The organism is Mesorhizobium sp. Root102 (assembly GCF_001425625.1).
Classification (GTDB): domain Bacteria; phylum Pseudomonadota; class Alphaproteobacteria; order Rhizobiales; family Rhizobiaceae; genus Mesorhizobium.
Genome location: NZ_LMCP01000023.1, coordinates 41,372 through 62,794, shown reverse-complemented (window position 1 = coordinate 62,794; position 21,423 = coordinate 41,372). Strand labels below are relative to the sequence as shown.

Genomic DNA, 21,423 nt, shown 5'->3' with positions numbered 1-21,423 from the left:
ACACCAATCGCGCGCACAAAACGACTTCCGGGTCGCCGTTTTCATTTGGCGATGGCATGCTGGGCTTTTGATGAACGGATCAAGCGACCAACCTGATGCTCGTCCTGCCCAAAGGCGTCCGCCACATGCCGGCCTACCTGTCACGCACCGTACAGGAAGCGCTGGTCGAGGAGGTGAGAAGCATCGTGCAGCAGGCGCCGCTGTTCGTACCGGCCATGCCGCGCACGGGCAAGGAGATGAGCGTGCGCATGACCAATTGCGGCCCGCTCGGCTGGGTCACCGACAAGGAACAGGGCTACCGCTACCAGCCGGCGCACCCGGTGACCGGCTCACCATGGCCGCCAATCCCGGAGGCGCTGCTCGATCTGTGGCGGCAAGTCTCGGGCTATCCGCACCCGCCGGAAGCGTGCCTGATCAATTTCTACACGCCGGAGGCAAAAATGGGCCTGCACCAGGACCGCGACGAGGCCGATTTTTCGGCGCCGGTGGTCTCCGTCTCACTGGGCGACGATTGCCTGTTCCGGGTCGGCCAGACGACGCGTGGCGGCGCCACGAAGTCGTTCAGGCTGCAAAGCGGTGACGTCGTGGTGCTCGGCGGCGAGGGCCGCCTGTGCTTCCACGGCGTCGATCGAATCTACCCGCCGACCTCGGCGCTGCTGAAAAATGGCGGGCGGATCAATCTGACGCTGCGACGGGTGACGAAGCCGGCCGTCACAGCTTCCTGAGCGCCACTTCCTCGATCAGGTGGTCGGCGCCCTTGCGCAGGATGAGGTCGGCGCGGGCTCGTGTCGGCAGGATGTTCTCGCGCAGATTCTTCAGGTTGATGTTGGTCCACAGACCTTCGGCGATGGCGCGGGCCGAATCCTCCGAAAGCTGCGAGTAACGGTGAAAGAAGGAGTCCGGATTGCGGAAGGCCGTCTCGCGCAGCCGCATGAAGCGGGAAATGTACCACTGGTGGATCAGCTTCTCGTCGGCATCGATGTAGATGGCGAAGTCGAAGAAGTCCGACAGGAAGGGCACGATCTTGCCGTCCTGCGGCAGCTTGCCGGGCTGCAGGACATTGATGCCTTCGAAGATCAGGATGTCTGGCCGGTCGATGGTGACGAACTCGCCGGGAATCACGTCATAGGTCAAATGCGAATAGACCGGCGCGCGGACATTGGGCAGCGCAGACTTGATGCCCGAGAGGAAGCGCAGCAACGCGCCAACATCGTAGCTGTCCGGAAAACCCTTGCGTTCCATCAGGTTCTCGCGGCGCAGCACCTCGTTGGGCAGCAGGAAACCGTCGGTGGTGATGAGATCGACCTTCGGGCTCGACGGCCAGCGCGCCAATAGTTCCTTCAGCACGCGCGCAGTGGTCGATTTGCCGACCGCGACGGAACCGGCAATGCCGATGATGAAAGGCGTCTTGACGATGTCCACCGCATTGAAGAAGGCCTGGCGCTGCCTGAACAGCAGCTGGCTGGCTTCGACATGCGCGGACAAAAGCCGCGACAGCGACAGATAGATGCGCTTGACCTCTTCGAGGTCGACCGGGTCGTTGAGCGAACGCAGGCGGCGGAACTCATCCGCGCTCAGCGTCAGCGGCGTGTCGGCGCGGAATTGCGACCATTGCTCGGCGGAGAAGAAGCGAAAAGGGGAATATTTCTCGGTTGGCGCGAGCTGATCCATCGAGATACCTGCCCTCCTCGCGGTCAGCCCTTGGGCCGTGAAGCCTTCTCGGCGATGCCCGAACGGCCGGTGCGGCCTTCGAGTTCTCTAAGCACGTCGCTCAGCGGAACCCCAGAGAGGCCGAGAACGACGAGCCAATGATATATAAGATCGGCACTTTCCGAAACGACGGCCTGCTTGTCGCCCTTGACGGCGGCAATCACCGTCTCGACCGCCTCTTCGCCGAGCTTCTGCGCCGCCTTGTCAATGCCGCGCGCAAACAGTTTTGCCGTCCAGGAGTCCGGATCACCGGAATAGGCGCGTTCCCCGACGATTTTTTCCAGATCGGATAGCGAAAACTCGGTCATGGCCGCCGTTTAGGACCGATTACCGAGGGAGTCCAGCCGCATCGGCAGCCCCGCGGCGGCCATATGCGCCTTGGCCTGCGCTATCGTGTAGGTGCCGAAGTGGAAGATGGAGGCCGCCAGCACGGCGCCGGCGTGGCCATCGCGAATGCCTTCGACCATGTGGTCGAGCGTGCCGACGCCGCCGGAAGCGATGACCGGCGCGCGCACCGCATCTGCAATCGCGCGGGTCAGCGCGATGTCGTAGCCGGCCTTGGTGCCGTCACGATCCATCGACGTCAGCAGGATCTCGCCGGCGCCGCGATCGACCATCAGCTGAGCAAACTCGACCGCATCGATGCCGGTCTTCTCGCGCCCGCCATGGGTGAAGATTTCCCAGCGATCGGCCTCGCCGGCGCCGGACACTCTCTTGGCGTCGATGGCGACGACGATGCACTGGTTGCCGAACTTGTCGGCCGCCTCGGCGACGAAGTCCGGATTCTTCACCGCCGCCGTGTTGATCGACACCTTGTCGGCGCCGGCCAGCAGCAGCTTCCTGATGTCGGCGACCTGGCGCACGCCGCCGCCGACGGTCAGCGGCATGAAGCACTGTTCGGCGGTGCGGGCGACGACATCGAAGATGGTCTCGCGATTGTCTGACGAAGCGGTGATGTCGAGGAAGCAGAGCTCGTCGGCACCGGCCGCGTCATAGGCTTTGGCCGCCTCGACCGGATCGCCGGCGTCGATGAGATCTACGAAGTTGACGCCCTTGACGACACGGCCGTTCTTGACGTCGAGACAGGGGATGACACGGGCTTTCAGCATCAGCGGCCCTCTATCGTGGCGATGAGATCGTTGAGCAACTGGCCGACCAGCGGCGGAACATCGGCCTGCCCGTCGAAAGCCGGATCGTAGGCGGATACGGTGATGCCAACGACCGGCACCGCAAGCGCCATGGCGCAAGCCGCGTCTCGCAGTTGTTCAGGGTTTGGCCCGCCCGATGTGACATAACGGTTGGCCTGCAATTCCCGGGGATCGTGCACGTCGAGATCGAGGTGCATGTGCACGCGTTTGGCGCCGGCGATTTTCAGTCGATCGGTCGCCCGGGCCACCCCGGAGCATTCCGTCCGCACGATCGGCAATGTCTCGAGAAGCTGTTTTTCCGCTGGATCGAGATCGCGCGCGTTGACGAGCACGCAGCGCGACGGATCGATCGGCTTGAAGCCGGGAATTGCCACCGCCATCGGCCGCCAGCACAGGCCAAGCACCGTCGCCAGCGCCATGCCGTCGAGAAAGCCATATGTAGATGTCTCGGGCGTGTTGAGATCGCCATGCTGGTCGGCCCAGATGATCGCGTCGGCGGCTTCGCCGGCGACAGCACCGGCACTGGTCAGGCAATTTCCGGCAAGGACGATGGGAAACCGACCGTTGTCGCGAGCAAGGCGAACCTCGGCGGCAACCGCGTTGCAGACGGCAAAGCCGGTGGCGATCTCGCGCTCCTGGATGTCTCCGACCTTGCCGATGTCTTCAACCATAACGTCATGGCCGGCCATGGTCAGGGCGTCGACGAGACCGCCTGATATCAGCGCGTCCGGGCCCTGGCCCATGCCGCCATGGTAGTGACCGCTGTCGTAGGACGCCAGGATGACGGAGATTTTCACGATCGCGTCTCCGCCGCCGGCCTGCCTTGCAGGATCGCCAGAGCCTCCGCTGGATCGATGCGGCCATCATAGAGCGCGCGGCCGGAAATCGCGCCTTCGAGCTTTTGTGCGTCGGGCATGGTCATGCGCACGATGTCGGCGATCGAGGCGAGGCCGCCCGACGCGATGATCGGGATCGACACGGCATCGGCGAGGTCGATGGTGGCGTCCCAGTTGATGCCGGTCAGCACGCCGTCGCGGTCGATGTCGGTGTAGATGATCGCGGCGACACCGGCGCCCTCGAACTTCTTTGCCAGTTCGATGACGCCGAGGCTTGACGCCTCGGCCCAGCCCTCGACGGCCACCTTGCCGCCCTTGGCGTCGATGCCGACGGCCACCTTGCCCGGGAATGCCTTGCAGGCCTGCTTGACCAGATCGGGATCGCGCACCGCCACCGTGCCGAGGATGACACGGGCCAGCCCGCGATCGAGCCAGTCCTCGATCTGCGCCAGCGTGCGGATGCCGCCGCCAAGTTGAACCGGGTTTTTCGTCGCCTTGAGGATGGCGCCGACCGCCGCACTGTTGACGCTCTGGCCCTGAAACGCGCCGTTGAGGTCGACGACATGCAGCCATTCGAAGCCCTGCTGCTCGAAGGCTTTGGCCTGGGCCGCCGGGTCGTCATTGTAGATGGTGGCGGTGGCCATGTCGCCGTGCTTGAGGCGCACGCATTGGCCGTCCTTGAGGTCGATGGCGGGGAAAAGGATCATCCGTTCAGGCGCCTTCAACGATGACGAAATGGCCTGATGAGGCGGCAAGCCGGAATTTCGAGGCATGCTGATATTCCGGCGAATGATAGCATTCGACCGCCTTGTCGTAGGATTCGAACTCCACCAGCACGTGACGGTTTCCGGTCTGTCCTTCCGGGCTCTCATGGCGGCCGGCCCGCACCGCGAATTTCGCGCCATATTTCGCAAAGGCGACGGCATTCGCCTCGATGTACTGCTTGTAAACCTCGGGATCGCGGACATCGATCATCGCCATCCAATAGCCCTTCTTGCTCATGGTTTATCCCCTTGTTTGAGCATGATCTCTGGACAAACGGGAACCGTTTGTCCGAGAAAACCGGTGTCCACTTTCGGGATCATGCTCTAGGGCCTCCAGCGCAGGAAATTGGTGATCAGCGCCAGGCCCAGCGCCTGGCTCTTTTCGGGATGGAACTGCGTGCCGACGAGATTGTCGCGAGCGACGGTCGCCGTCACCGGGCCACCATAGTCGGCCACCGCCAGAACTTCGTCCGCCTTGCGCGCATCGAGATGATAGGAATGCACGAAATAGGCGTGCAGCCCTTTAGGCCCGGTCGGAATGCCCGCAAACAGCGGATGCTGGCGTTTGAGCTCGATCGTGTTCCAGCCGATCTGCGGGATCTTCAGTGAGGGATCGGCGGGCGTGATCTCCTTGACGTCGCCTGATATCCAGCCGAAGCCGTTGGTAATTGTCTTTTCCAGGCCGCGCTCGGACATCAGCTGCATGCCGACGCAGATACCCAGGAAAGGCCGGCCCTTGTCGATAGCCACCTCCTCGACCGCTTCCCACATGCCTTCGACGGCATGCAGACCGGCCGCGCAGTCGGCATAGGCGCCGACGCCGGGCAGGACGATGCGGTCGGCGGTGCGGACCTTTTCGGCATCTGATGTCAAGTCGATGTCCGCTAATATGCCGGCTTCACGCGCGGCGCGCTCGAAAGCCTTGGTGGCCGAGCGCAGATTGCCCGAGCCGTAGTCGATGATCGCAACCCGCATGTCAGCGTCTTCCCGGGATGTGGGTCAGCCCCAGCGCCATGCCCGGCTGCGCTGGCCGCGCGAGGGCAGCGTCCGGGACCATGCGTTGCACCGGCGGCGCAACCTCATCGGCAAGCGCTTCCGCTTCCAGCGCATAGCGCGTATCGGCATCGTCAAGCCTGCCGGCCTGAACCACGCCCCATTCGTGCCAGCCGCACCGGCGAAGTGCCGCGATGCGCAACCCCTGCCCTTCCAGGCCGACATAGAGCGAAACCAGCAGCGACAGCAGCGAGCCGGCCAGTCCAAGGCCGAGCTTTTCGCCCACCATCGAAAACAGGCCCATGATGACGAAGGCGAGCGCTGCTTCGATCCACAGCCGATGCCAGGCGAACCATAATGGCGGCACCAGAAAACCCAGCCAGGTGAAGCCATCGCGGACAAAGGCCGTCGTATCGACCTTCTCGCTGCGGCCGGGCGGTTCCATCACGACGTAGATGGCCATAACCTTACCCCTTCAACGATCCCTTGGTGGAAGGAACCGCGTCCGGCTGGCGCGGATCGCGTTCGAGAGCCGCGCGCAGCGCACGCGCCACCGCCTTGAAGCAGGTCTCGGCGATATGGTGGTTGTTGGCGCCGTAATGGTTGGTGACATGCAGCGTGATGCCGGCGTTCTGCGCCAGCGCGTGGAAGAACTCGCGCACCAGTTCGGTGTCGAACGTGCCGATCTTCGGCGACGAGAAGGAAACGTTCCAGACCAGGAACGGACGGCCGGATACGTCGATAGCCGCGCGCGTCAGCGTCTCGTCCATGGCAAGGTCGATCGAGGCATAGCGCATGATGCCGCGCCGCTCGCCGAGCGCCTTGGTCAATGCCTGGCCGAGCGCGATGCCGGTGTCCTCGACCGTGTGATGGTCGTCGATGTGCAGATCGCCCCTGGTCTTGACCGTCATGTCGATCAGCGAGTGGCGCGACAGCTGGTCAAGCATATGGTCGAAGAAGCCGACCCCCGTGGCGATATCCGACTTGCCGGAGCCGTCGACATGGACCGACACGGAGATGTCGGTTTCCTTGGTCTTGCGGCTCGCTTCGGCGGAACGGGTCGGCATCTCTCTATCCTTGTCCCAGAGGTTCACATCGTGACCAGCTCAGAGGCTTCAAGCGCTCGCAGGCTTGAAAACGAAAGCCTTCTAGCAGCATGATCCCGCGATTGCCAGTTGCCATCCCGGACGGTATCGAGCCGTTTGCAATCACCGACCCTATGCATACATATGGCCGATCAAAGTTACTCGTACCGCGCCAATCGCCTTTTTTGGGATGGCGCTGCTCGGAGCCAGGAAATGTCTAATGAATTGACCATGCACGCCACGACCATCGTGACGGTGCGCAAAGGCAACAAGGTGGTGATCGCCGGCGACGGCCAGGTCAGCCTTGGCCAGACCATCATGAAGGGCAACGCCAAAAAGGTGCGCCGCATCGGCAAGGGCGGCAATGTGATCGCCGGTTTCGCCGGCGCCACCGCCGACGCCTTCACGCTGCTGGAGCGGCTCGAGGCCAAGCTCGAACAATATCCCGACCAGTTGACGCGCGCCTGTGTCGAACTCGCCAAGGACTGGCGCACCGACCGCTATCTGCGCCGGCTGGAAGCAATGATGCTGGTTGCCGACAAGTCGGTCTCGCTGGCGCTGACCGGCACCGGCGACGTGCTCGAACCCGAATTTGGCGTCATGGCCATCGGTTCGGGTGGCAATTACGCGCTGGCCGCGGCACGCGCGCTGATGGACAGCGATAAGGACGCCGAGGAGATCGCCCGCAAGGCGATGCAGATAGCGTCCGACATCTGCGTCTACACCAACAACAATTTTGTTGTCGAAACGCTCGATGTCGCCTGAAAAGGCCGATCATGATCCCGAAAAGTGGAAACCGGTTTTCGGAGAAGATCATGGTCAAACAGGAAGATAGAGCCCCATCCCGGTCTCATCGGGATGAATCGGGCTCGCTCTACGATTTTCGGCCGGTGACCGAGAAAGACCTGCCGATGATAGCCGGCTGGTTGGCAGAGCCGCATGTTGCGGAGTGGTGGGACGATCCGGAGACTGAAATCGCTGGGATTCGCCAGCACATCGATAGCATTTCCGTCGAGCCGCTGATCGTCGAGCTCGACGGCAAGCCGATTGCCTATCTGCAAAGCTACGATCCGCATCTGGAAGACGACCATCCCTATGCCGACCAGCCGTTCGGGACGCTCGGCATCGACCTTTCGATCGGCCGGCCGGAGCTGGTCGGGCTCGGCCATGGCTCTGCGATCGTGCGTCAGTTCGTCGAACAGCTTTTCGGGGAAGGCGTCCCGCGCGTCATCATTGACCCGAATCCGGCCAACGGACGGGCCATCCGCGCCTATGAAAAGGCTGGATTCACGCCTATCGACCGCAGGCAATCGATCTATGGCGACGTCGTTCTGATGGCCGTCGATGCCGAAGCGAGCGACGCGGAAGAGGGGAAATGATCCGATGACGACACCGGTCAGGGACGGCAGCTATTCGGCCTATGAAGACAGCTGGCGGATGGGGCTTCTGCTCGTGCTCGCGATGATCATCTTCCAGGCCGGGGCGCTCTACGGCATGGGCCGGACACCGATCTGCACCTGCGGCTACGTCAAGCTCTGGCAGGGTGTCGTGCAGAGTTCGGAGAATTCCCAGCACATTTCGGACTGGTACACCTTTTCGCACCTCATCCACGGCTTCCTGTTTTACGCTCTGGCGCGATTCCTGTTCCCGCGTTCGCCGATCGGGCTCCGGCTGGCCTTCGCCGTCCTCATCGAGGGCGGCTGGGAATTGCTCGAGAACAGCCCGTTCATCATCGACCGGTACCGCGCAGGCACCATCTCGCTCGATTACTACGGCGACAGCGTCATCAATTCGGTGTCCGACACACTGGCCATGGTGCTGGGATTTGTGATGGCGCGAAGGCTACCTATATGGGTGATCGTCAGCCTCGCCATCCTCTTCGAACTCGGTACCGGCTATCTCATCCGGGACAATCTGACACTCAACGTGATCATGCTGCTGCATCCGTTCGAGGCCATCAAGCAGTGGCAAAGTGGAATTTAGTGATATGAGCACATTTTCTCCCCGCGAAATCGTTTCGGAACTCGACCGCTTCATCATTGGCCAGAAGGACGCCAAGCGCGCCGTGGCTATTGCCTTGCGCAACCGCTGGCGCCGCCAGCAGTTGGAAGGCCAGATGCGCGATGAGGTGATGCCGAAGAACATCCTGATGATCGGGCCGACCGGCGTCGGCAAGACCGAGATCTCGCGTCGCCTGGCGCGTCTTGCCGGCGCGCCTTTCGTCAAGGTCGAGGCGACCAAGTTCACCGAAGTCGGCTATGTCGGCCGCGATGTCGAGCAGATTATTCGCGACCTGGTCGAGATCGCCATCGGGCTGGTGCGCGAGAAGATGCGCGAGGACGTCAAGGCGCGCGCCCACGTCAACGCCGAGGAACGCGTGCTGGAAGCGCTTGTCGGCAAGACGGCGAGCCCGGCCACCCGCGATAGCTTCCGCAAGAAATTGCGCGACGGCGAGCTCGACGACAAGGAGATCGAGGTCGAGGTCGCCGACACCGGCAATGGCGGCATGCCCGGCTTCGAAATCCCCGGCATGCCGGGTGCCAATATCGGCGTGCTGAACATCAACGACATGCTGTCGAAGGCGATGGGCGGCAAGAAGACCAAGACGCGCAAGACGACGGTGAAGGAATCCTACGACCTGCTGGTCAATGACGAGTCCGACAAGCTGCTCGACCAGGACGAAGTGGTGCGCCGGGCGCTCGATGCGACGGAGAACGACGGCATCGTCTTCCTCGATGAGATCGACAAGATCGCGTCGCGTGAAGGCGGCATGGGCGCCGGCGTTTCTCGCGAAGGCGTGCAGCGCGACCTGCTGCCGCTGATCGAAGGCACGACGGTGGCCACCAAATACGGACCGTTGAAGACCGACCACATACTCTTCATAGCCTCCGGCGCGTTCCATGTCTCGAAGCCGTCCGACCTGCTGCCGGAATTGCAGGGCCGCCTGCCGATCCGCGTCGAGCTGCGGGCGCTGGAGAAGGACGATTTCGTCCGCATCCTGACCGAGACCGAAGCCAGCCTGATCAAGCAATATATCGCCCTGATGAAGACCGAGGGCGTCGACCTGACCTTCACCGACGATGCCATCGATTCGCTGGCCGGCATCGCTGTCGACCTCAACGCCAGCGTCGAGAACATCGGCGCAAGGCGGCTGCAGACGGTGATGGAGCGGGTGCTGGACGAAATCTCCTACGACGCGCCCGACCGCAACGGAACGAGCGTCACCATCGACGCCGCCTATGTGGAAAAGCATGTCGGCGACCTGTCGCGAAACACGGATTTGTCGCGATTCATCCTTTAAACGACGGCGCCGGGTTGTTCCGGCGCCGGCTCAGGCACATTTTCCGGCAAACAAAATCATGTGTGGCCAGATGGTACCATCTGGCCACCTTTCGTAGTGCCGGGTGAAGGGGTGCTCTCGACTCGACCAAGAGCTTTACCTAGTTTGCGCGACAATTCTCGATCTCTTGGTTTGACGCAATTCCGGACGGAAAACCGTTTCACACTTTCCTGGAATTGCTTGGGCGGCGGCGCATGAAAAAACTGATCTTGATCATTCTCGGCTTGACGCTGGCGGCGACGCTGTTCGCGACTGAGGCGGCAACATTGGTGCCGCCGGGAAACCGCAATGCGGAGCAGCCTGACATTCCCGGCGCCTCCAGCCGGCGCACCCAGGCCACCAACACCACCTTCCAGGCAAAGTACCGCAAGGTTTACGCCCTGCTGCAGAACGACGCCGATCTGCGCGGCAAGATTAAGAAGGCAGCAGCCACCTACGGCATCGATCCGATGCACATAGTCGGCGCCATCGTCGGCGAGCATACCTACAATGTCGACGCTTATGACCGGCTGCAGACCTACTACGTCAAGGCGATCTCCTACCTCTCCAGCAAGCTGTCCTTCGCCTATGACGGCGAGGACATCACGGATTTCGTGCAGCGGCCGGAATTCAAGAAATGCGCCGCAATGTCGGACAGCTATGATCTATGGGAATGCCGCGAGCAGGTGTGGAACCATTCGTTTCGCGGCAAGTCCGTCGGCGGGACAAGCTTTCCCGACGACCGCTTCGGCGCCACCTTCTTCCAGCCATATTATGCCGGCCAGACCTTCGGCCTCGGCCAGCTCAACCCGCTGACGGCCTTGCAGATGAGCGATCTCGTGCACAAGGTTTCGGGCCTGCCGAAGCTTGACGTCGCCGATCCCAATTCGGTCTACAAGACCATCATGGATCCCGACCTGACGCTGCCTTACGTGGCGGCAACGATCAGGAAATCGATCGACGCCTACAAGCGCATTGCCGGCTTCGACATTTCGGGCAATCCGGGGCTGACCGCCACGCTCTACAATGTCGGCAATCCGGAGCAGCGCGCCGATGCGCTAAAGGCGGAGAACGACAGGCGCCGCGCTACCGGCGAGCCGGAAAAGCTGCCCGAGGAGAATTACTATGGCTGGCTGGTCAACGACAAGCTGCCGGAGCTGAAGGCGCTGTTTTAGGGGCTTCGGCTCTCTGTTCCCAGCTGTCGCCGCCTTCGCAAGCTCAGGCCGCCAGCAACGACTTCAGCTTGACGGCCTGCGAACCCAGTGCCTCCGGCGCCGGCTTGGCCCACTTGCCGATCAGCATTTCGGCCAGCCTGATATCGCGGGCGACCGCGTTGCCGGGGCCGATGCCGCTGGCCGCCACCAGCCTGCCGTCCTCGGCCAGGTGAAAGAGAATGAAGGCGCCGTCGTCGAGGTCGCGGCGCACGATGCTGCGGCCTTCGTCGGAAAGCCCGGCAATCTGCAGGGATAGACCATATTGATCCGACCAGAACCAGGGCACCGCCGCGTGAGCCTCGCCGGCGCCCAGCATGTTCCTCGCCGCCAGCGCGCCCTGCTCCTGGGCGTTGCGCCAGGCTTCCAGCCGCACGCGGCGGCCACCATAGACGGCGAGCGGAAACGAGCAGCAATCGCCGGCGGCAAAGATGTCGGGATCGCTGCTGCGCAGTTCGGCATCGACAGCGATGCCGTTGTCGATCGTCAGCCCCGCTTCGGCCGCAAGCCCGGTCACCGGCACGGCGCCAATGCCGACGACGGCGAGATCGGCTGATATCTCCTGTCCGCCGGCAAGCGTCACCCGCACCTCTTTGCCATCGTCGGCGATGGACGCGATGCCGTCGCCGCACAGGATCTTCACGCCTTCGGCGACATGCGCCTCATGGATGATCTCGGCGATCTCGGCCGGAACACCGCGCATCAGGATGCGCGGCTGCGCCTCGATGACGGTGACCGCGGCGCCCAGTTTGCGGGCGGCGGCAGCAAGTTCGAGGCCGATGAAGCCGCCGCCGATAACGGCGATACGGTTGCCGGCGGTGAGATGCGCGCGAATGGCGAGCGCGTCAGTGAAGGTTCTGAGATAGACGCAGCGCGGACCCAGCCCCGGCATCGGTAGCTTGCGCGGCGTCGAACCGGTTGCCAGCAGGAGCTTGTCATAAGGCAGGACCGAACCGTCCGACAGGCGCACCGCATGCGCCGCGCGATCGATCGCCACGGCCTGAACGGAATGGATATGCCGGATCGATTTCTCGGCCAGAATTGCGTCGCTGGCGATCGCCTTGATTTCAGGCGCTTCGCTGACCATCGCGTCCTTGGACAGCGGCGGGCGCTCGTAGGGCAGATGCGGCTCATCGCCGACCAGCGTCACCGCCCCGTCATAGCCCAGCTCGCGCAGTGCCAACGCTGCGCGCCCACCGCATTCGCCGGCGCCGATGATGACCATTCCCCGCGCCATATCAGTCATCCGATCTGGATCAGGACTTTGCCGGCGTCGACCTTGACCGGGTAGGTTTTCAGATTGACGCAGACCGGCGCGCCGCGGGCGGCACCCGTCTTGTAGTTGAAGCGGCCATTGTGCTTGGGGCATTCGATGATGTCATCCATCACCAGCCCGTCGGCCAGGTGCACCTTTTCATGCGTGCACAGGCCGTCGGTGGCGAAGAACTCATCGTCCGGGCTGCGATAGATGGCGAAGGTGCGGCCGCCATGGTCGAAGCGCATCACATCCTCCTCGTCGATGTCGCCGGCGGCACAGGCCTCGACCCAGTCGCTCATTAAGTCCTCCCCTGGAAATCGGATAATCACACGATCATTCCGCCGCGGCAGCGGCGGCATTATCGTGGAATTCTTCGCGGTATGGCCTGGCGGTCAGTGGCAGCTCGCGCTTGAGGAAATAGTCCTCGTTGCGCAGTTGGCGCAGGAAGGCCGGGATCATTTCGCGGTAGCCGGCCAGGATCGACGGTGTCGGCGCCGGCAGATCGTGCTTGATCAGTTCGTGCAGCTTCGGCAGCGCATGATAGGGCACCATCGGGAACATGTGATGCTCGACATGGTAGTTCATGTTCCAGTAGATGAAGCGGCTGATCGGGTTCATGTAGACGGTGCGGCTGTTGAGCCGGTGGTCGGTGACGTTGTCAGCCAGGCCGCCATGCTGCAGCAACCCGACCATGACGTGATGCCAGGCGCCATAGAGCCTGGGCAGGCCGACCAGCATCAAGGGCAGGAACGACCCGGTGTAGAACGCCAGCGCGATGGTGGCGGCGTAGATCGCCGTCCAGATGCGGGCGATGCGGATCGACTTGGGCTGTTCCTGCTCGGGAATGAAGGTTTTTTCCGCCGCGCTGATGTTGCCGGCGGCGTTGCGCAGCATGTCGCTCATCGCATGCCAGGCGTCGAGCAGGCCGACGAAGCCGAGGATGGCTCGAACCAGGTCCGGCGGCCGCATGACCGAGATTTCCGGGTCGCGGCCAACGATGATGGTGTCGGTATGGTGGCGGGCGTGGCTCCAGCGCCAGGTCACCGGATTGCGCATGATCATGAAGCAGGCGATCTGATAGACCACATCATTCATCCACTGCGTGCGGAAGGCGGTGCCATGGCCGCATTCGTGCCAGCGTGAATCCGTCGACGAGCCGTAGAGCACGCCATAGACGAAGAAGAACGGCACGCACCACCAGCTACCCCAGAACCAGGCACCGCCGGCACCGCTGACGATCAGTGCGGCGAACCAGATGATGGTATCGCGGATCGCCGGCCCGTCGGAGCGCTGCATCAGCGCCTTCATCTGCTTGCGCGGAATCTCGGTGTGGTACCATTCGGCCGCCGACAGGCCCGTCTCGACGGCGAGCTTGGCGTCGCGGCCGATCAGGCTGTAGTCACGCCGGGATGGCGCAGCATTCATGGTTGCCTCCCACGGCAAGGCACTCGCCGGAGCGAATGCTGGAATCCCTTCACTTCGAGCCTCAAAATAACGCCGACCGATGATAGACTCAACATCACAAAGATGGTTTCTATCATTTCCTATCATAATGATGTAGGAAACCTCAGGCGATCCAATGAGGCAAGCATGGCGAAACGGCCGACCATATCAGACCTGGCGCGCATCTCCGGTGTCAGCGTCGCCACGGTTGACCGCGTGCTCAACAGCCGCCTGCCGGTCCGCGAGGAAACGGCGCGCCGCGTCTACGAGGCGGCGACCGAGATCGGCTATCACGCGGCCGGCCTGATCAAGCAGCGGATGCGCCATGAATTGCCCGAGTACCGGCTCGGCTTCCTGCTGCTCAAGGGCAATTATGTCTTCTACAGCGAGCTCGCTCGCGAGCTTGAACTTGCCGTGTCGCGATCGTCGCGTTTCCGCGGCGTTGCCACAATCGACTTTGCCGATTCGCTAGCCCCCGACGAGATTGTCGAGCGCGCGCGCAGGCTGGCGGCCAAATGCAGGGCCGTCGCCCTAGTCGGGCCGGATCATCCGACATTGACGGTCGCCGTCGAGGAGATGAAGACGAAAGGGTTGCCGGTGTTTTCCCTGCTGTCCGACTTCGCCGCCGGCATTCGCGAAGGTTATGTCGGCCTCGACAACCGCAAGGTCGGCCGCAGCGCGGCCTGGATGATCTCGAAGGCGGCGAAGCGGCCGGGCAAGGTCGCGCTTTTCGTCGGAAGCCATCGCTTTCACGGCCACGAACTGCGCGAGATCGGCTTTCGCTCTTTCTTTCGCGAGCAGGCGCCGGAATTCACCTTGCTCGAGACATCGGTCAATCTGGAGGCCAACCAGATTACCCAGGACACGCTGCTCGATCTCCTTGGCCGCCACCCTGATCTGGTTGGCTGCTATGTCGCCGGCGGCGGCATGGAAGGCGCTGTCGCGGCGCTCAGGCAGGCAAAGCCGGCCGAGATGCCCGCGGTCATCTGCAACGAGATCAACGCGACATCGCGTTCCGCCCTGGCCGATGGCATCCTGACGATGGTGATCTCCACGCCGCTGGCCGCCCTGTGCCGCGAACTGGTTGACCTGATGGCGCACGCCATCGAGACGGGTGCTGCGAACGCGCCTGGCCAGACCTTCCTGCCGTTCGACATTTATCTGCCCGAAAATATCTAGGCTCTCGAGCTTCGGTTCGGCCGCAGTGCCAGTGACGATGCTGCCAAGCATGGGCTGATCGCCGGCGACCGGCGGCAAGCGCCCGTCATCCGGAAATCGCGCATCGGGTCTTGGAATCTCCCTTGACGTCTCACCGCAAAATGGAATAAATATTTCACCAACTGTGTATTTTGGTTCTTTCGTTCCGGAGCTTCTTTTTCAAACGGATAGCTTGGCGTTCCAGCAAACGGCAAGGCGTCCCCGGAACGAGACGATATTAGGGAGAGATTCCCCGGGGAGATCGGGGATTCCGGATAAATCGGTGAAACCGGACACCAAAATGTGGAGGAGAAACACAATGAAGAAACTGATTTTGGGCCTCGCTTTCGCGGCGCTGATGAGTTCATCCGCCATGGCCGCCAAGATCGGCGTGTCGATGGCCAAATTCGACGACAACTTCCTGACCGTGCTGCGCAACGGCATGATCGAGCAGGCCAAGGGCATGAGCGGCGTGGAACTGCAGGTCGAGGACGCGCAGAACGACGTCGCCAAGCAGCTCGACCAGATCAAGAACTTCGCCGCTTCGGGCGTCGACGCCATCATTGTCAACCCGGTCGACACTTCGGCCACGCAGGCGATGTCGGACGCAGCTGCCGCGGCCAAGATCCCGCTGGTCTACGTGAACCGCGAGCCGGTCAATGTCGACACGCTGCCGGACAATCAGGCATTCGTTGCCTCGAACGAGGCCGATTCCGGCACGCTCGAGACCAAGGAAGTCTGCCGCCTGTTCAAGGAAGCCGGCAAGAAGGAGGCCAATGTCTATGTGATCATGGGCGAGCTCTCCAACCAGGCCGCCGTGCAGCGCACCAAGGACATCGACGACGTGATCGCCACGCCGGATTGCAGCTTCATCAAGATCATCGACAAGCAGACGTCGAACTGGAACCGCGACGAAGCGCAGAACCTGATGACCAACTGGCTGTCGACCGGCAAGCCGTTCGATGGTGTGATCGCCAACAATGACGAAAGCGCCATCGGCGCCATCCAGGCGATGAAGGCCGCCAACATCGACATGAAGACGGTCGTGGTCGGCGGCGTCGACGCCACGCAGGACGCGCTTGCCGCCATGCAGGCGGGCGACCTCGACGCAACCGTGTTCCAGGACGCGGCCGGCCAGGGCGCGGGTGCACTGGACGCGGCGCTCAAGCTCTCCAAGGGCGAGAAGGTCGAGCACAAGGTCTACGTCCCCTTCCAGCTGGTGACGCCGGCGAACATCGACAAGTTCCTGAAGAAGAACTGAGCGGCGGACTACGGAGCGGCGCCCACAGCGCCGCTCCTCTTTCCCTCGGCGCCGGCAAGGCAGCAAGGGGCGACTGCGGCTGACGGAGGACAGAATACGTGGCACAGACATCTCATGGCGTCGGCGGGGCCGGCTATGACGCGAAGAAGCGCGCATGGCCTGCCGAAATCAACGTCTTCCTGGCGCTCGTCATTCTTGTTGTCGTCTTCGAATTGATCGGCCGCATCTTTCTCGGCGACAGTTTCCTGTTCAACACCCGCAGCGACGTCAGCGCGATCTTCAACGAGGCACGCCTGCAGATCATCATCCTGCAGGTGTCGATCGTCGGCATCATCGCCATCGGCGTGACGCAAGTGATCATCACCGGCGGCATCGACCTGTCCTCGGGCTCGATCGTCGGCGCGACCGCGATGATCGCCATGAGCTTCGCCCAAGTGGCGACGGTCAACGGCAACCCCAACCCGAAGGCTATGTTCCTTGCCCAGGGCTGGACCGACCTGCCTGTCATTGTGCCCGTGCTGGTCGCGATCGGCTGCGGCCTGTTTGCCGGCCTGGTCAACGGTGCGTTGATTGCCTACACGCGCATTCCGCCGTTCATCGCCACGCTGGGCATGATGGTCACCGCGCGCGGCATCGCCAAATGGTGGTCCAAGGGTCAGCCTATCTCGTTTCCCACCGAGGGTTTCGCGGCCATCGGCAAGGGCCTGATGCCCGTCATCATCTTCCTGTCGCTGGCCGTGCTGTTCCAGCTGATCATGACCTACACCAGGTACGGCAAGCATTGTTACGCGATCGGCTCCAACGAGGACGCCGCGCGCATGTCCGGCATCAAGATCGCCAACCACAAGATCCTCGTCTACGTCATCGCGGGCGTGCTTGCAGCACTCGCCGCCGTGGTGCTGAGCTCCAAGAACCTGACCGCGCAGTCCGGTATGGGCGTGATGTACGAACTCGACGCGATCGCCATGGCGGTGATCGGCGGCGTCTCCTTGTCGGGCGGCCGCGGCTCGATCATCGGCACAGTGATCGGCTCGCTTATCTTCGGCGTCATCATCTCCGGCTTCACCTTCCTGCGCCTCGACGCCTACTACCAGGAGATGGTCAAGGGCGTGATCATCGTCGGTGCGGTCGTTCTCGACCAGTGGCGCCAACGCCTGCGGGCAATGAGGGCTTGACCATGTCAGACATCGTCCTGAAGACCGAAAACCTGACCAAGCGCTATGGCGGCGTGCATGCGCTGGAAGGCGCCAACTTCGAACTGCGCAAGGGCGAGCATGTCGCCATCATGGGCGACAACGGCGCCGGCAAATCGACCTTCGTGCGCCAGATCACCGCCGTCGAGCAGCGCACCAGCGGCCATATCTGGTTCGACGGCAAGGAAGTGAATTTCACCGGCCCGATCGAGGCCCGCACGGCGGGCATCGAGACCGTGTTCCAGAACCTCGCGCTGGCAGACGATCTCGACGTGCCGTCCAACCTGTTCCTCGGCCGCGAAAAGGTGCTGTTCAACCTCGGGCCATTCTCGATCCTCGACCGCAAGTATATGCGCAAGGCGACCGAAGCGGCGCTGATCCGCACGGCGGTAAAAATCCCCAATCTGTCCAACACCATCCGCCACATGTCTGGCGGCCAGCGCCAGTGCGTGGCGATCGCCCGGACCGCGACCTTCGCCTCCAAGCTGATCATCATGGACGAGCCGACGGCGGCCCTTGGCGTGCAGGAGACAGCGCAGGTCGAAAACATCATCCGTACGCTGAAGGACAATGGCGACCCGCTGATCCTGATCAGCCACAACATGCGCCAGGTGTTCGACCTCTGCGACCGCATCGTCGTGTTCCGGCGCGGCCGCATCGTCGCCAACCTGCGCAAGCAGGACACCGACGGAAACGATATCGTCTCCTACATCACCGGCGCCAAGACTGGCGAGGCCGAACTCGCGGCTTGAGGCCGGGCGCGGAGGCGGTGGTCACCGCCTCCCTGTCGATCTTGTCTTGACCGCAAATCACCCGCGCCGATGACCGGCGCCCCGCTTCGAACCACTCAAAGGACATTCCATGACTCTCCGTTTCGCCCTCCTCGGTGCCGGCCGCATCGGCAAGGTCCACGCCCGCGCCGTCGGCTCCAACCCGCAGGCCAAACTGGTTGCCGTCGCAGATGCGTTCGAGAAGGCGGCAAAGGAACTGGCATCGGCCTATGGCGCCGAAGTGCGCACGATCGACGCCATCGAAAAATCGAGGGATATCGACGCCGTCGTCATCTGCACGCCGACCGACACCCATGCCGATTTGATCGAGCGTTTCGCCAAGGCCGGCAAGGCGATCTTCTGCGAGAAGCCGATCGACCTCAACGTCAAGCGCGTCGAGAAGTGCCTGGCCGTGGTCGAGAAAACCAAGGCGACGCTGATGGTCGGCTTCAACCGCCGCTTCGACCCGCATTTCGCCGCCGTGCGCAAGGCGATCGACGACGGCGCCATCGGCACCGTCGAGATGGTCACCATCACCTCGCGTGACCCGGGTGCGCCGCCGATCGACTACATCAAGCGCTCGGGCGGCATTTTTCGCGACATGACCATCCATGATTTCGACATGGCGCGCTTCCTGCTCGGCGAGGAGCCGGTGGCGGTCAGCGCCCATGCCTCGGTGCTGGTCGACAAGAAGATCGGTGCGGCCGGCGATTTCGACAGCGTCAGCGTTATCCTCGAAACCGCTTCCGGCAAGCAAGCCGTCATCTCCAACTCGCGCCGCGCCACCTATGGCTACGACCAGCGCATCGAGGTGCATGGCTCGAAAGGCATGATTGCTGCCGAGAACCAGCGGCCGGTGTCGATCGAACTTGCGAACGAGAAGGGCTACACCCGCCCGCCGCTGCACGACTTCTTCATGACCCGCTATCTCGACGCCTATGCCAACGAGATCGCTGCCTTCATCACCGCGGCGACGTCAGGCAAGAAGGCGGCGCCGAGCGGCACGGACGGGCTGGTGGCGCTGAAGCTGGCGGATGCGGCGCTGAAGTCGGCGACGACAGGCAAGACCGTTCGTCTCGACAAGTAAGAACCCTTAGGAAGAACCCACAGGAGCAGAGCGATGAGCGGAACTGCCGATCGCAATTCAAAAACACGCGCCATCGTCACCGGCGGCGCGCAAGGCATCGGCTTTGCTGTTGCCGAGGCGCTGGCCGACGAAGGCTGCCGGGTGCTGGCGCTCATCGGCCGGTCGCAGGAGAAGGGCGACAGGGCTGTCGCCCATTTCAAGAAATCGGGGGTCGACGCGATCTTCATCAGCGCCGACGTCTCTAATGTTGCCGACTGCAAGCGTGCGGTCGCCACCGCGATCTCGCATTTCGGCGCCATCAACGCCCTGGTCAATGCCGCCGCCACGTCGGCGCGCGGTTCATTGGTCGAGACGAGCGAAGAGCTTTTCGATACGATTTTCGACACCAATGTGCGCGGGCCGTTCTTCCTGATGCAGGGCGTGGTGGCGCATCTGCTGGAGAAGAAGGCGCCCGGCTCCATCGTCAACGTGTTGTCGATGTCGGCGCATACCGGCCAGTCGTTCCTGACCCCCTATTCGACCAGCAAGGGGGCGCTGATGACGCTGACCAAGAACGTCGCCAATGCCTATCGCTACAACCGCATCCGCTGCAACGCGGTGCTACCCGGCTGGATGGACACCGAGGGCGAGGACATCGTGCAGAAGAAATGGCACGATGCACCCGACGACTGGCTGGCAAAGGCCGAAGCCGCGCAGCCGATGGGGCAGTTGGTCAAGCCGGACCAGCTTGCGCGGCTGATCAGCTACATGGTCAGCCCGCAGTCGGGCGTCATGACCGGGTCGCTGGTCGACTACGACCAGAGCATTGCGGGGTCGTCACCCGAGTAGCATTAGTTGCGTCGCCCCATCAGGGCACGTGACAAACGCCTTCGCATCGACTATATGACCCACATGATCAACCTGACCGCCACGTATTGGTACTTTAGGAGCTCGCTGGCGGCGGGAGGATTGCGCTCGATCTGAAGATTGCAGCAACAAGATCCGAACAGCCGCCATACCTGGCGGCTTTTTTGTTTTCAGCCGGCAGGTTTCCCAAACAGGAGCAGAAAGCCGTGTTGACCACCACAGATGATCTTCGGGTCAAGGAAATCAGGGAATTGAGTACGCCGGACCAGGTGATGCGGGAGATACCGCGCACGCTGACGGCGACGCGCACCGTCACCGCGTCGCGCAACGCGATCCACGCCATTTTGAACGGCACCGACGATCGGCTGCTCGTCATCGTCGGCCCCTGTTCGATCCACGATCCGGTCGCCGCCGTGGACTATGCCAGCCGTCTGGCAGCGCTGCGCGAGAGCCTGTCGGACCGACTCGAGATCGTGATGCGGGTCTATTTCGAAAAGCCGCGCACGACGGTCGGCTGGAAAGGCCTGATCAACGATCCCGACCTCGACGGCAGCTTCAACATCGACAAGGGACTGAGGATGGCGCGCAACGTGCTCTCCGCCGTCAACAATCTCGGCCTGCCGGCAGCGACCGAATTCCTCGACATGACCACGCCGCAATACATTGCCGACCTCGTCGCCTGGGGCGCGATCGGCGCGCGCACGACCGAGAGCCAGATCCACCGCGAGCTTGCTTCCGGCCTGTCCTGCCCGGTCGGCTTCAAGAACGGCACCGACGGCAATCTGCGGATCGCCGCCGAGGCGGTAAAATCCGCCGCCCAGCCGCATCATTTCATGGCGGTGACCAAGGGCGGACGCAGCGGCATCGCGACGACCACCGGCAATGAGGACTGCCACGTCATCCTGCGCGGCGGCGTTCAGCCGAACTATGACGCGGCGAGCGTCGAGGCGGCCTCGGCGGAGCTTGCCCGCATCGGTGTCGCGCCCCGTTTGATGATCGATGTCAGCCACGCCAATTCAGCCAAGAAGCCCGAGAACCAGCCCAAGGTAGCGGCCGATGTCGCCGGCCAGGTCGCGGTGGGCGACGAGCGCATCATCGGTGTCATGATCGAGAGCAACCTCGTCGCTGGCCGGCAGGACGTGGTACCCGGCAAGCCGCTCGTCTATGGCCAGAGCATCACCGATGGCTGCATCGACTGGGCGACCACCGAGACGGTGTTGCACGGCCTTGCCGGCGCCGTCGAGTGGCGCCGCTCAGCGCGCCGCGCCATGATCGAGAGCCGCCAGGGAGCAGCCTGATACG

At 62.9% G+C, this 21,423-nt stretch carries 25 protein-coding genes; 13 read left to right on the top strand and 12 right to left on the bottom strand.

Going from position 1 to position 21,423, the window contains the following annotated elements; genetic code table 11:
- The first annotated feature begins 95 nt into the window (after window positions 1–95).
- A complete protein-coding gene (locus ASD12_RS18935) occupies window positions 96–725 on the top strand; it encodes an alpha-ketoglutarate-dependent dioxygenase AlkB (protein ID WP_056589297.1) in 630 nt (209 codons plus the stop codon).
- Here the strand turns inward: ASD12_RS18935 and coaA are convergent.
- The 9 genes from coaA to hisB all read right to left on the bottom strand — a co-directional run bounded on the left by coaA (window position 712) and on the right by hisB (window position 6,518).
- Entirely contained in the window at window positions 712–1,671 is a 960-nt protein-coding gene (gene coaA / locus ASD12_RS18930) for a type I pantothenate kinase (RefSeq protein ID WP_056589294.1), read from the bottom strand. The genes ASD12_RS18935 and coaA overlap by 14 nt on opposite strands.
- 23 nt (window positions 1,672–1,694) lie before the next feature.
- Complete coding sequence (locus ASD12_RS18925; protein WP_056589290.1) at window positions 1,695–2,018, bottom strand: phosphoribosyl-ATP diphosphatase; 324 nt, start codon at window positions 2,016–2,018, stop codon at window positions 1,695–1,697.
- Window positions 2,019–2,027: 9 nt separating this feature from the next.
- Window positions 2,028–2,822, bottom strand: coding sequence for an imidazole glycerol phosphate synthase subunit HisF (hisF, locus tag ASD12_RS18920; RefSeq protein WP_056590098.1), 795 nt, complete (start codon window positions 2,820–2,822; stop codon window positions 2,028–2,030).
- On the bottom strand, window positions 2,819–3,655 hold the full coding sequence (locus ASD12_RS18915) for an arginase family protein (RefSeq protein ID WP_056590095.1): 837 nt from the start codon (window positions 3,653–3,655) through the stop codon (window positions 2,819–2,821). Before ASD12_RS18915 ends, hisF begins: the two co-directional genes overlap by 4 nt.
- Window positions 3,652–4,401, bottom strand: coding sequence for a 1-(5-phosphoribosyl)-5-[(5-phosphoribosylamino)methylideneamino]imidazole-4-carboxamide isomerase (hisA, locus tag ASD12_RS18910; RefSeq protein WP_056589287.1), 750 nt, complete (start codon window positions 4,399–4,401; stop codon window positions 3,652–3,654). Before hisA ends, ASD12_RS18915 begins: the two co-directional genes overlap by 4 nt.
- Window positions 4,402–4,405: 4 nt before the next feature.
- Window positions 4,406–4,696, bottom strand: coding sequence for a DUF1330 domain-containing protein (locus ASD12_RS18905; RefSeq protein ID WP_056589284.1), 291 nt, complete (start codon window positions 4,694–4,696; stop codon window positions 4,406–4,408).
- Window positions 4,697–4,782: 86 nt separating this feature from the next.
- Complete coding sequence (hisH, locus tag ASD12_RS18900) at window positions 4,783–5,433, bottom strand: imidazole glycerol phosphate synthase subunit HisH (protein ID WP_056589282.1); 651 nt, start codon at window positions 5,431–5,433, stop codon at window positions 4,783–4,785.
- A 1-nt stretch (window position 5,434) separates the two neighbouring features.
- The gene (locus ASD12_RS18895) at window positions 5,435–5,914 is read right to left on the bottom strand and encodes a DUF2628 domain-containing protein (RefSeq protein ID WP_056589279.1); all 480 of its coding nucleotides are present in this window, start codon (window positions 5,912–5,914) and stop codon (window positions 5,435–5,437) included.
- A gap of 4 nt (window positions 5,915–5,918) precedes the next feature.
- The gene (hisB, locus tag ASD12_RS18890; protein ID WP_056589276.1) at window positions 5,919–6,518 is read right to left on the bottom strand and encodes an imidazoleglycerol-phosphate dehydratase HisB; all 600 of its coding nucleotides are present in this window, start codon (window positions 6,516–6,518) and stop codon (window positions 5,919–5,921) included.
- A 231-nt stretch (window positions 6,519–6,749) separates the two neighbouring features.
- Here hisB and hslV point away from each other — a divergent pair, with 231 nt between their 5' ends.
- The 5 genes from hslV to ASD12_RS18865 all read left to right on the top strand — a co-directional run bounded on the left by hslV (window position 6,750) and on the right by ASD12_RS18865 (window position 11,030).
- A complete protein-coding gene (gene hslV / locus ASD12_RS18885) occupies window positions 6,750–7,301 on the top strand; it encodes an ATP-dependent protease subunit HslV (protein ID WP_056589273.1) in 552 nt (183 codons plus the stop codon).
- A gap of 50 nt (window positions 7,302–7,351) precedes the next feature.
- On the top strand, window positions 7,352–7,915 hold the full coding sequence (locus ASD12_RS18880) for a GNAT family N-acetyltransferase (protein ID WP_056590093.1): 564 nt from the start codon (window positions 7,352–7,354) through the stop codon (window positions 7,913–7,915).
- Between the two features lie 4 nt (window positions 7,916–7,919).
- A complete protein-coding gene (locus tag ASD12_RS18875) occupies window positions 7,920–8,519 on the top strand; it encodes a DUF2585 domain-containing protein (protein ID WP_056589270.1) in 600 nt (199 codons plus the stop codon).
- A gap of 4 nt (window positions 8,520–8,523) precedes the next feature.
- Window positions 8,524–9,837, top strand: coding sequence for an ATP-dependent protease ATPase subunit HslU (gene hslU / locus ASD12_RS18870; protein ID WP_056589267.1), 1,314 nt, complete (start codon window positions 8,524–8,526; stop codon window positions 9,835–9,837).
- 233 nt (window positions 9,838–10,070) lie between these two features.
- Window positions 10,071–11,030, top strand: coding sequence for a DUF1402 family protein (locus ASD12_RS18865; protein ID WP_056590089.1), 960 nt, complete (start codon window positions 10,071–10,073; stop codon window positions 11,028–11,030).
- A 43-nt stretch (window positions 11,031–11,073) separates the two neighbouring features.
- Here ASD12_RS18865 and ASD12_RS18860 read toward each other — a convergent pair whose 3' ends face one another.
- The 3 genes from ASD12_RS18860 to ASD12_RS18850 are packed head-to-tail and all read right to left on the bottom strand — an operon-like array spanning window position 11,074 to window position 13,749.
- A complete protein-coding gene (locus tag ASD12_RS18860; protein WP_056589264.1) occupies window positions 11,074–12,312 on the bottom strand; it encodes an FAD-dependent oxidoreductase in 1,239 nt (412 codons plus the stop codon).
- Window positions 12,309–12,623 (bottom strand): MocE family 2Fe-2S type ferredoxin, encoded by a 315-nt coding sequence (locus ASD12_RS18855; RefSeq protein WP_056589261.1) that lies wholly within the window; start codon window positions 12,621–12,623, stop codon window positions 12,309–12,311. The genes ASD12_RS18860 and ASD12_RS18855 overlap by 4 nt, the downstream gene beginning before the upstream one ends.
- 34 nt (window positions 12,624–12,657) lie before the next feature.
- The gene (locus ASD12_RS18850; RefSeq protein ID WP_056589258.1) at window positions 12,658–13,749 is read right to left on the bottom strand and encodes a fatty acid desaturase family protein; all 1,092 of its coding nucleotides are present in this window, start codon (window positions 13,747–13,749) and stop codon (window positions 12,658–12,660) included.
- Between the two features lie 165 nt (window positions 13,750–13,914).
- Here ASD12_RS18850 and ASD12_RS18845 point away from each other — a divergent pair, with 165 nt between their 5' ends.
- The 7 genes from ASD12_RS18845 to ASD12_RS18815 all read left to right on the top strand — a co-directional run bounded on the left by ASD12_RS18845 (window position 13,915) and on the right by ASD12_RS18815 (window position 21,419).
- Window positions 13,915–14,946 carry a LacI family DNA-binding transcriptional regulator gene (locus tag ASD12_RS18845; RefSeq protein ID WP_056589255.1) on the top strand — a complete coding sequence of 344 codons (1,032 nt, stop codon included), beginning with the start codon at window positions 13,915–13,917 and terminating at the stop codon, window positions 14,944–14,946.
- 337 nt (window positions 14,947–15,283) lie between these two features.
- Window positions 15,284–16,225 (top strand): sugar ABC transporter substrate-binding protein, encoded by a 942-nt coding sequence (locus tag ASD12_RS18840; protein WP_056589252.1) that lies wholly within the window; start codon window positions 15,284–15,286, stop codon window positions 16,223–16,225.
- A gap of 98 nt (window positions 16,226–16,323) precedes the next feature.
- Entirely contained in the window at window positions 16,324–17,400 is a 1,077-nt protein-coding gene (locus tag ASD12_RS18835) for an ABC transporter permease (protein WP_056589249.1), read from the top strand.
- 2 nt (window positions 17,401–17,402) lie between these two features.
- Entirely contained in the window at window positions 17,403–18,170 is a 768-nt protein-coding gene (locus tag ASD12_RS18830; RefSeq protein ID WP_056589246.1) for an ATP-binding cassette domain-containing protein, read from the top strand.
- Window positions 18,171–18,279: 109 nt separating this feature from the next.
- The gene (gene iolG, locus ASD12_RS18825; protein ID WP_056589242.1) at window positions 18,280–19,275 is read left to right on the top strand and encodes an inositol 2-dehydrogenase; all 996 of its coding nucleotides are present in this window, start codon (window positions 18,280–18,282) and stop codon (window positions 19,273–19,275) included.
- A 33-nt stretch (window positions 19,276–19,308) separates the two neighbouring features.
- The gene (locus tag ASD12_RS18820) at window positions 19,309–20,103 is read left to right on the top strand and encodes an SDR family oxidoreductase (RefSeq protein WP_056589239.1); all 795 of its coding nucleotides are present in this window, start codon (window positions 19,309–19,311) and stop codon (window positions 20,101–20,103) included.
- 224 nt (window positions 20,104–20,327) lie between these two features.
- On the top strand, window positions 20,328–21,419 hold the full coding sequence (locus ASD12_RS18815) for a 3-deoxy-7-phosphoheptulonate synthase (protein ID WP_056590088.1): 1,092 nt from the start codon (window positions 20,328–20,330) through the stop codon (window positions 21,417–21,419).
- Window positions 21,420–21,423: the final 4 nt, after the last annotated feature.

What these genes read in the sequence shown, in the direction of transcription:
- ASD12_RS18820 (WP_056589239.1), top strand. Translation starts at nt 19,309, where the DNA reads ATGAGCGGAACTGCCGATCGCAATTCAAAAACACGCGCCATCGTCACC.
- hisH (WP_056589282.1), bottom strand. Translation starts at nt 5,433, where the DNA reads ATGCGGGTTGCGATCATCGACTACGGCTCGGGCAATCTGCGCTCGGCC.
- ASD12_RS18875 (WP_056589270.1), top strand. Translation starts at nt 7,920, where the DNA reads ATGACGACACCGGTCAGGGACGGCAGCTATTCGGCCTATGAAGACAGC.
- ASD12_RS18865 (WP_056590089.1), top strand. Translation starts at nt 10,071, where the DNA reads ATGAAAAAACTGATCTTGATCATTCTCGGCTTGACGCTGGCGGCGACG.
- ASD12_RS18925 (WP_056589290.1), bottom strand. Translation starts at nt 2,018, where the DNA reads ATGACCGAGTTTTCGCTATCCGATCTGGAAAAAATCGTCGGGGAACGC.
- ASD12_RS18860 (WP_056589264.1), bottom strand. Translation starts at nt 12,312, where the DNA reads ATGACTGATATGGCGCGGGGAATGGTCATCATCGGCGCCGGCGAATGC.
- ASD12_RS18845 (WP_056589255.1), top strand. Translation starts at nt 13,915, where the DNA reads ATGGCGAAACGGCCGACCATATCAGACCTGGCGCGCATCTCCGGTGTC.
- ASD12_RS18850 (WP_056589258.1), bottom strand. Translation starts at nt 13,749, where the DNA reads ATGAATGCTGCGCCATCCCGGCGTGACTACAGCCTGATCGGCCGCGAC.
- hisA (WP_056589287.1), bottom strand. Translation starts at nt 4,401, where the DNA reads ATGATCCTTTTCCCCGCCATCGACCTCAAGGACGGCCAATGCGTGCGC.
- ASD12_RS18895 (WP_056589279.1), bottom strand. Translation starts at nt 5,914, where the DNA reads ATGGCCATCTACGTCGTGATGGAACCGCCCGGCCGCAGCGAGAAGGTC.
- ASD12_RS18880 (WP_056590093.1), top strand. Translation starts at nt 7,352, where the DNA reads ATGGTCAAACAGGAAGATAGAGCCCCATCCCGGTCTCATCGGGATGAA.
- ASD12_RS18905 (WP_056589284.1), bottom strand. Translation starts at nt 4,696, where the DNA reads ATGAGCAAGAAGGGCTATTGGATGGCGATGATCGATGTCCGCGATCCC.
- ASD12_RS18840 (WP_056589252.1), top strand. Translation starts at nt 15,284, where the DNA reads ATGAAGAAACTGATTTTGGGCCTCGCTTTCGCGGCGCTGATGAGTTCA.
- hslV (WP_056589273.1), top strand. Translation starts at nt 6,750, where the DNA reads ATGTCTAATGAATTGACCATGCACGCCACGACCATCGTGACGGTGCGC.
- ASD12_RS18830 (WP_056589246.1), top strand. Translation starts at nt 17,403, where the DNA reads ATGTCAGACATCGTCCTGAAGACCGAAAACCTGACCAAGCGCTATGGC.
- iolG (WP_056589242.1), top strand. Translation starts at nt 18,280, where the DNA reads ATGACTCTCCGTTTCGCCCTCCTCGGTGCCGGCCGCATCGGCAAGGTC.
- ASD12_RS18935 (WP_056589297.1), top strand. Translation starts at nt 96, where the DNA reads ATGCTCGTCCTGCCCAAAGGCGTCCGCCACATGCCGGCCTACCTGTCA.
- coaA (WP_056589294.1), bottom strand. Translation starts at nt 1,671, where the DNA reads ATGGATCAGCTCGCGCCAACCGAGAAATATTCCCCTTTTCGCTTCTTC.
- ASD12_RS18855 (WP_056589261.1), bottom strand. Translation starts at nt 12,623, where the DNA reads ATGAGCGACTGGGTCGAGGCCTGTGCCGCCGGCGACATCGACGAGGAG.
- hisB (WP_056589276.1), bottom strand. Translation starts at nt 6,518, where the DNA reads ATGCCGACCCGTTCCGCCGAAGCGAGCCGCAAGACCAAGGAAACCGAC.
- hslU (WP_056589267.1), top strand. Translation starts at nt 8,524, where the DNA reads ATGAGCACATTTTCTCCCCGCGAAATCGTTTCGGAACTCGACCGCTTC.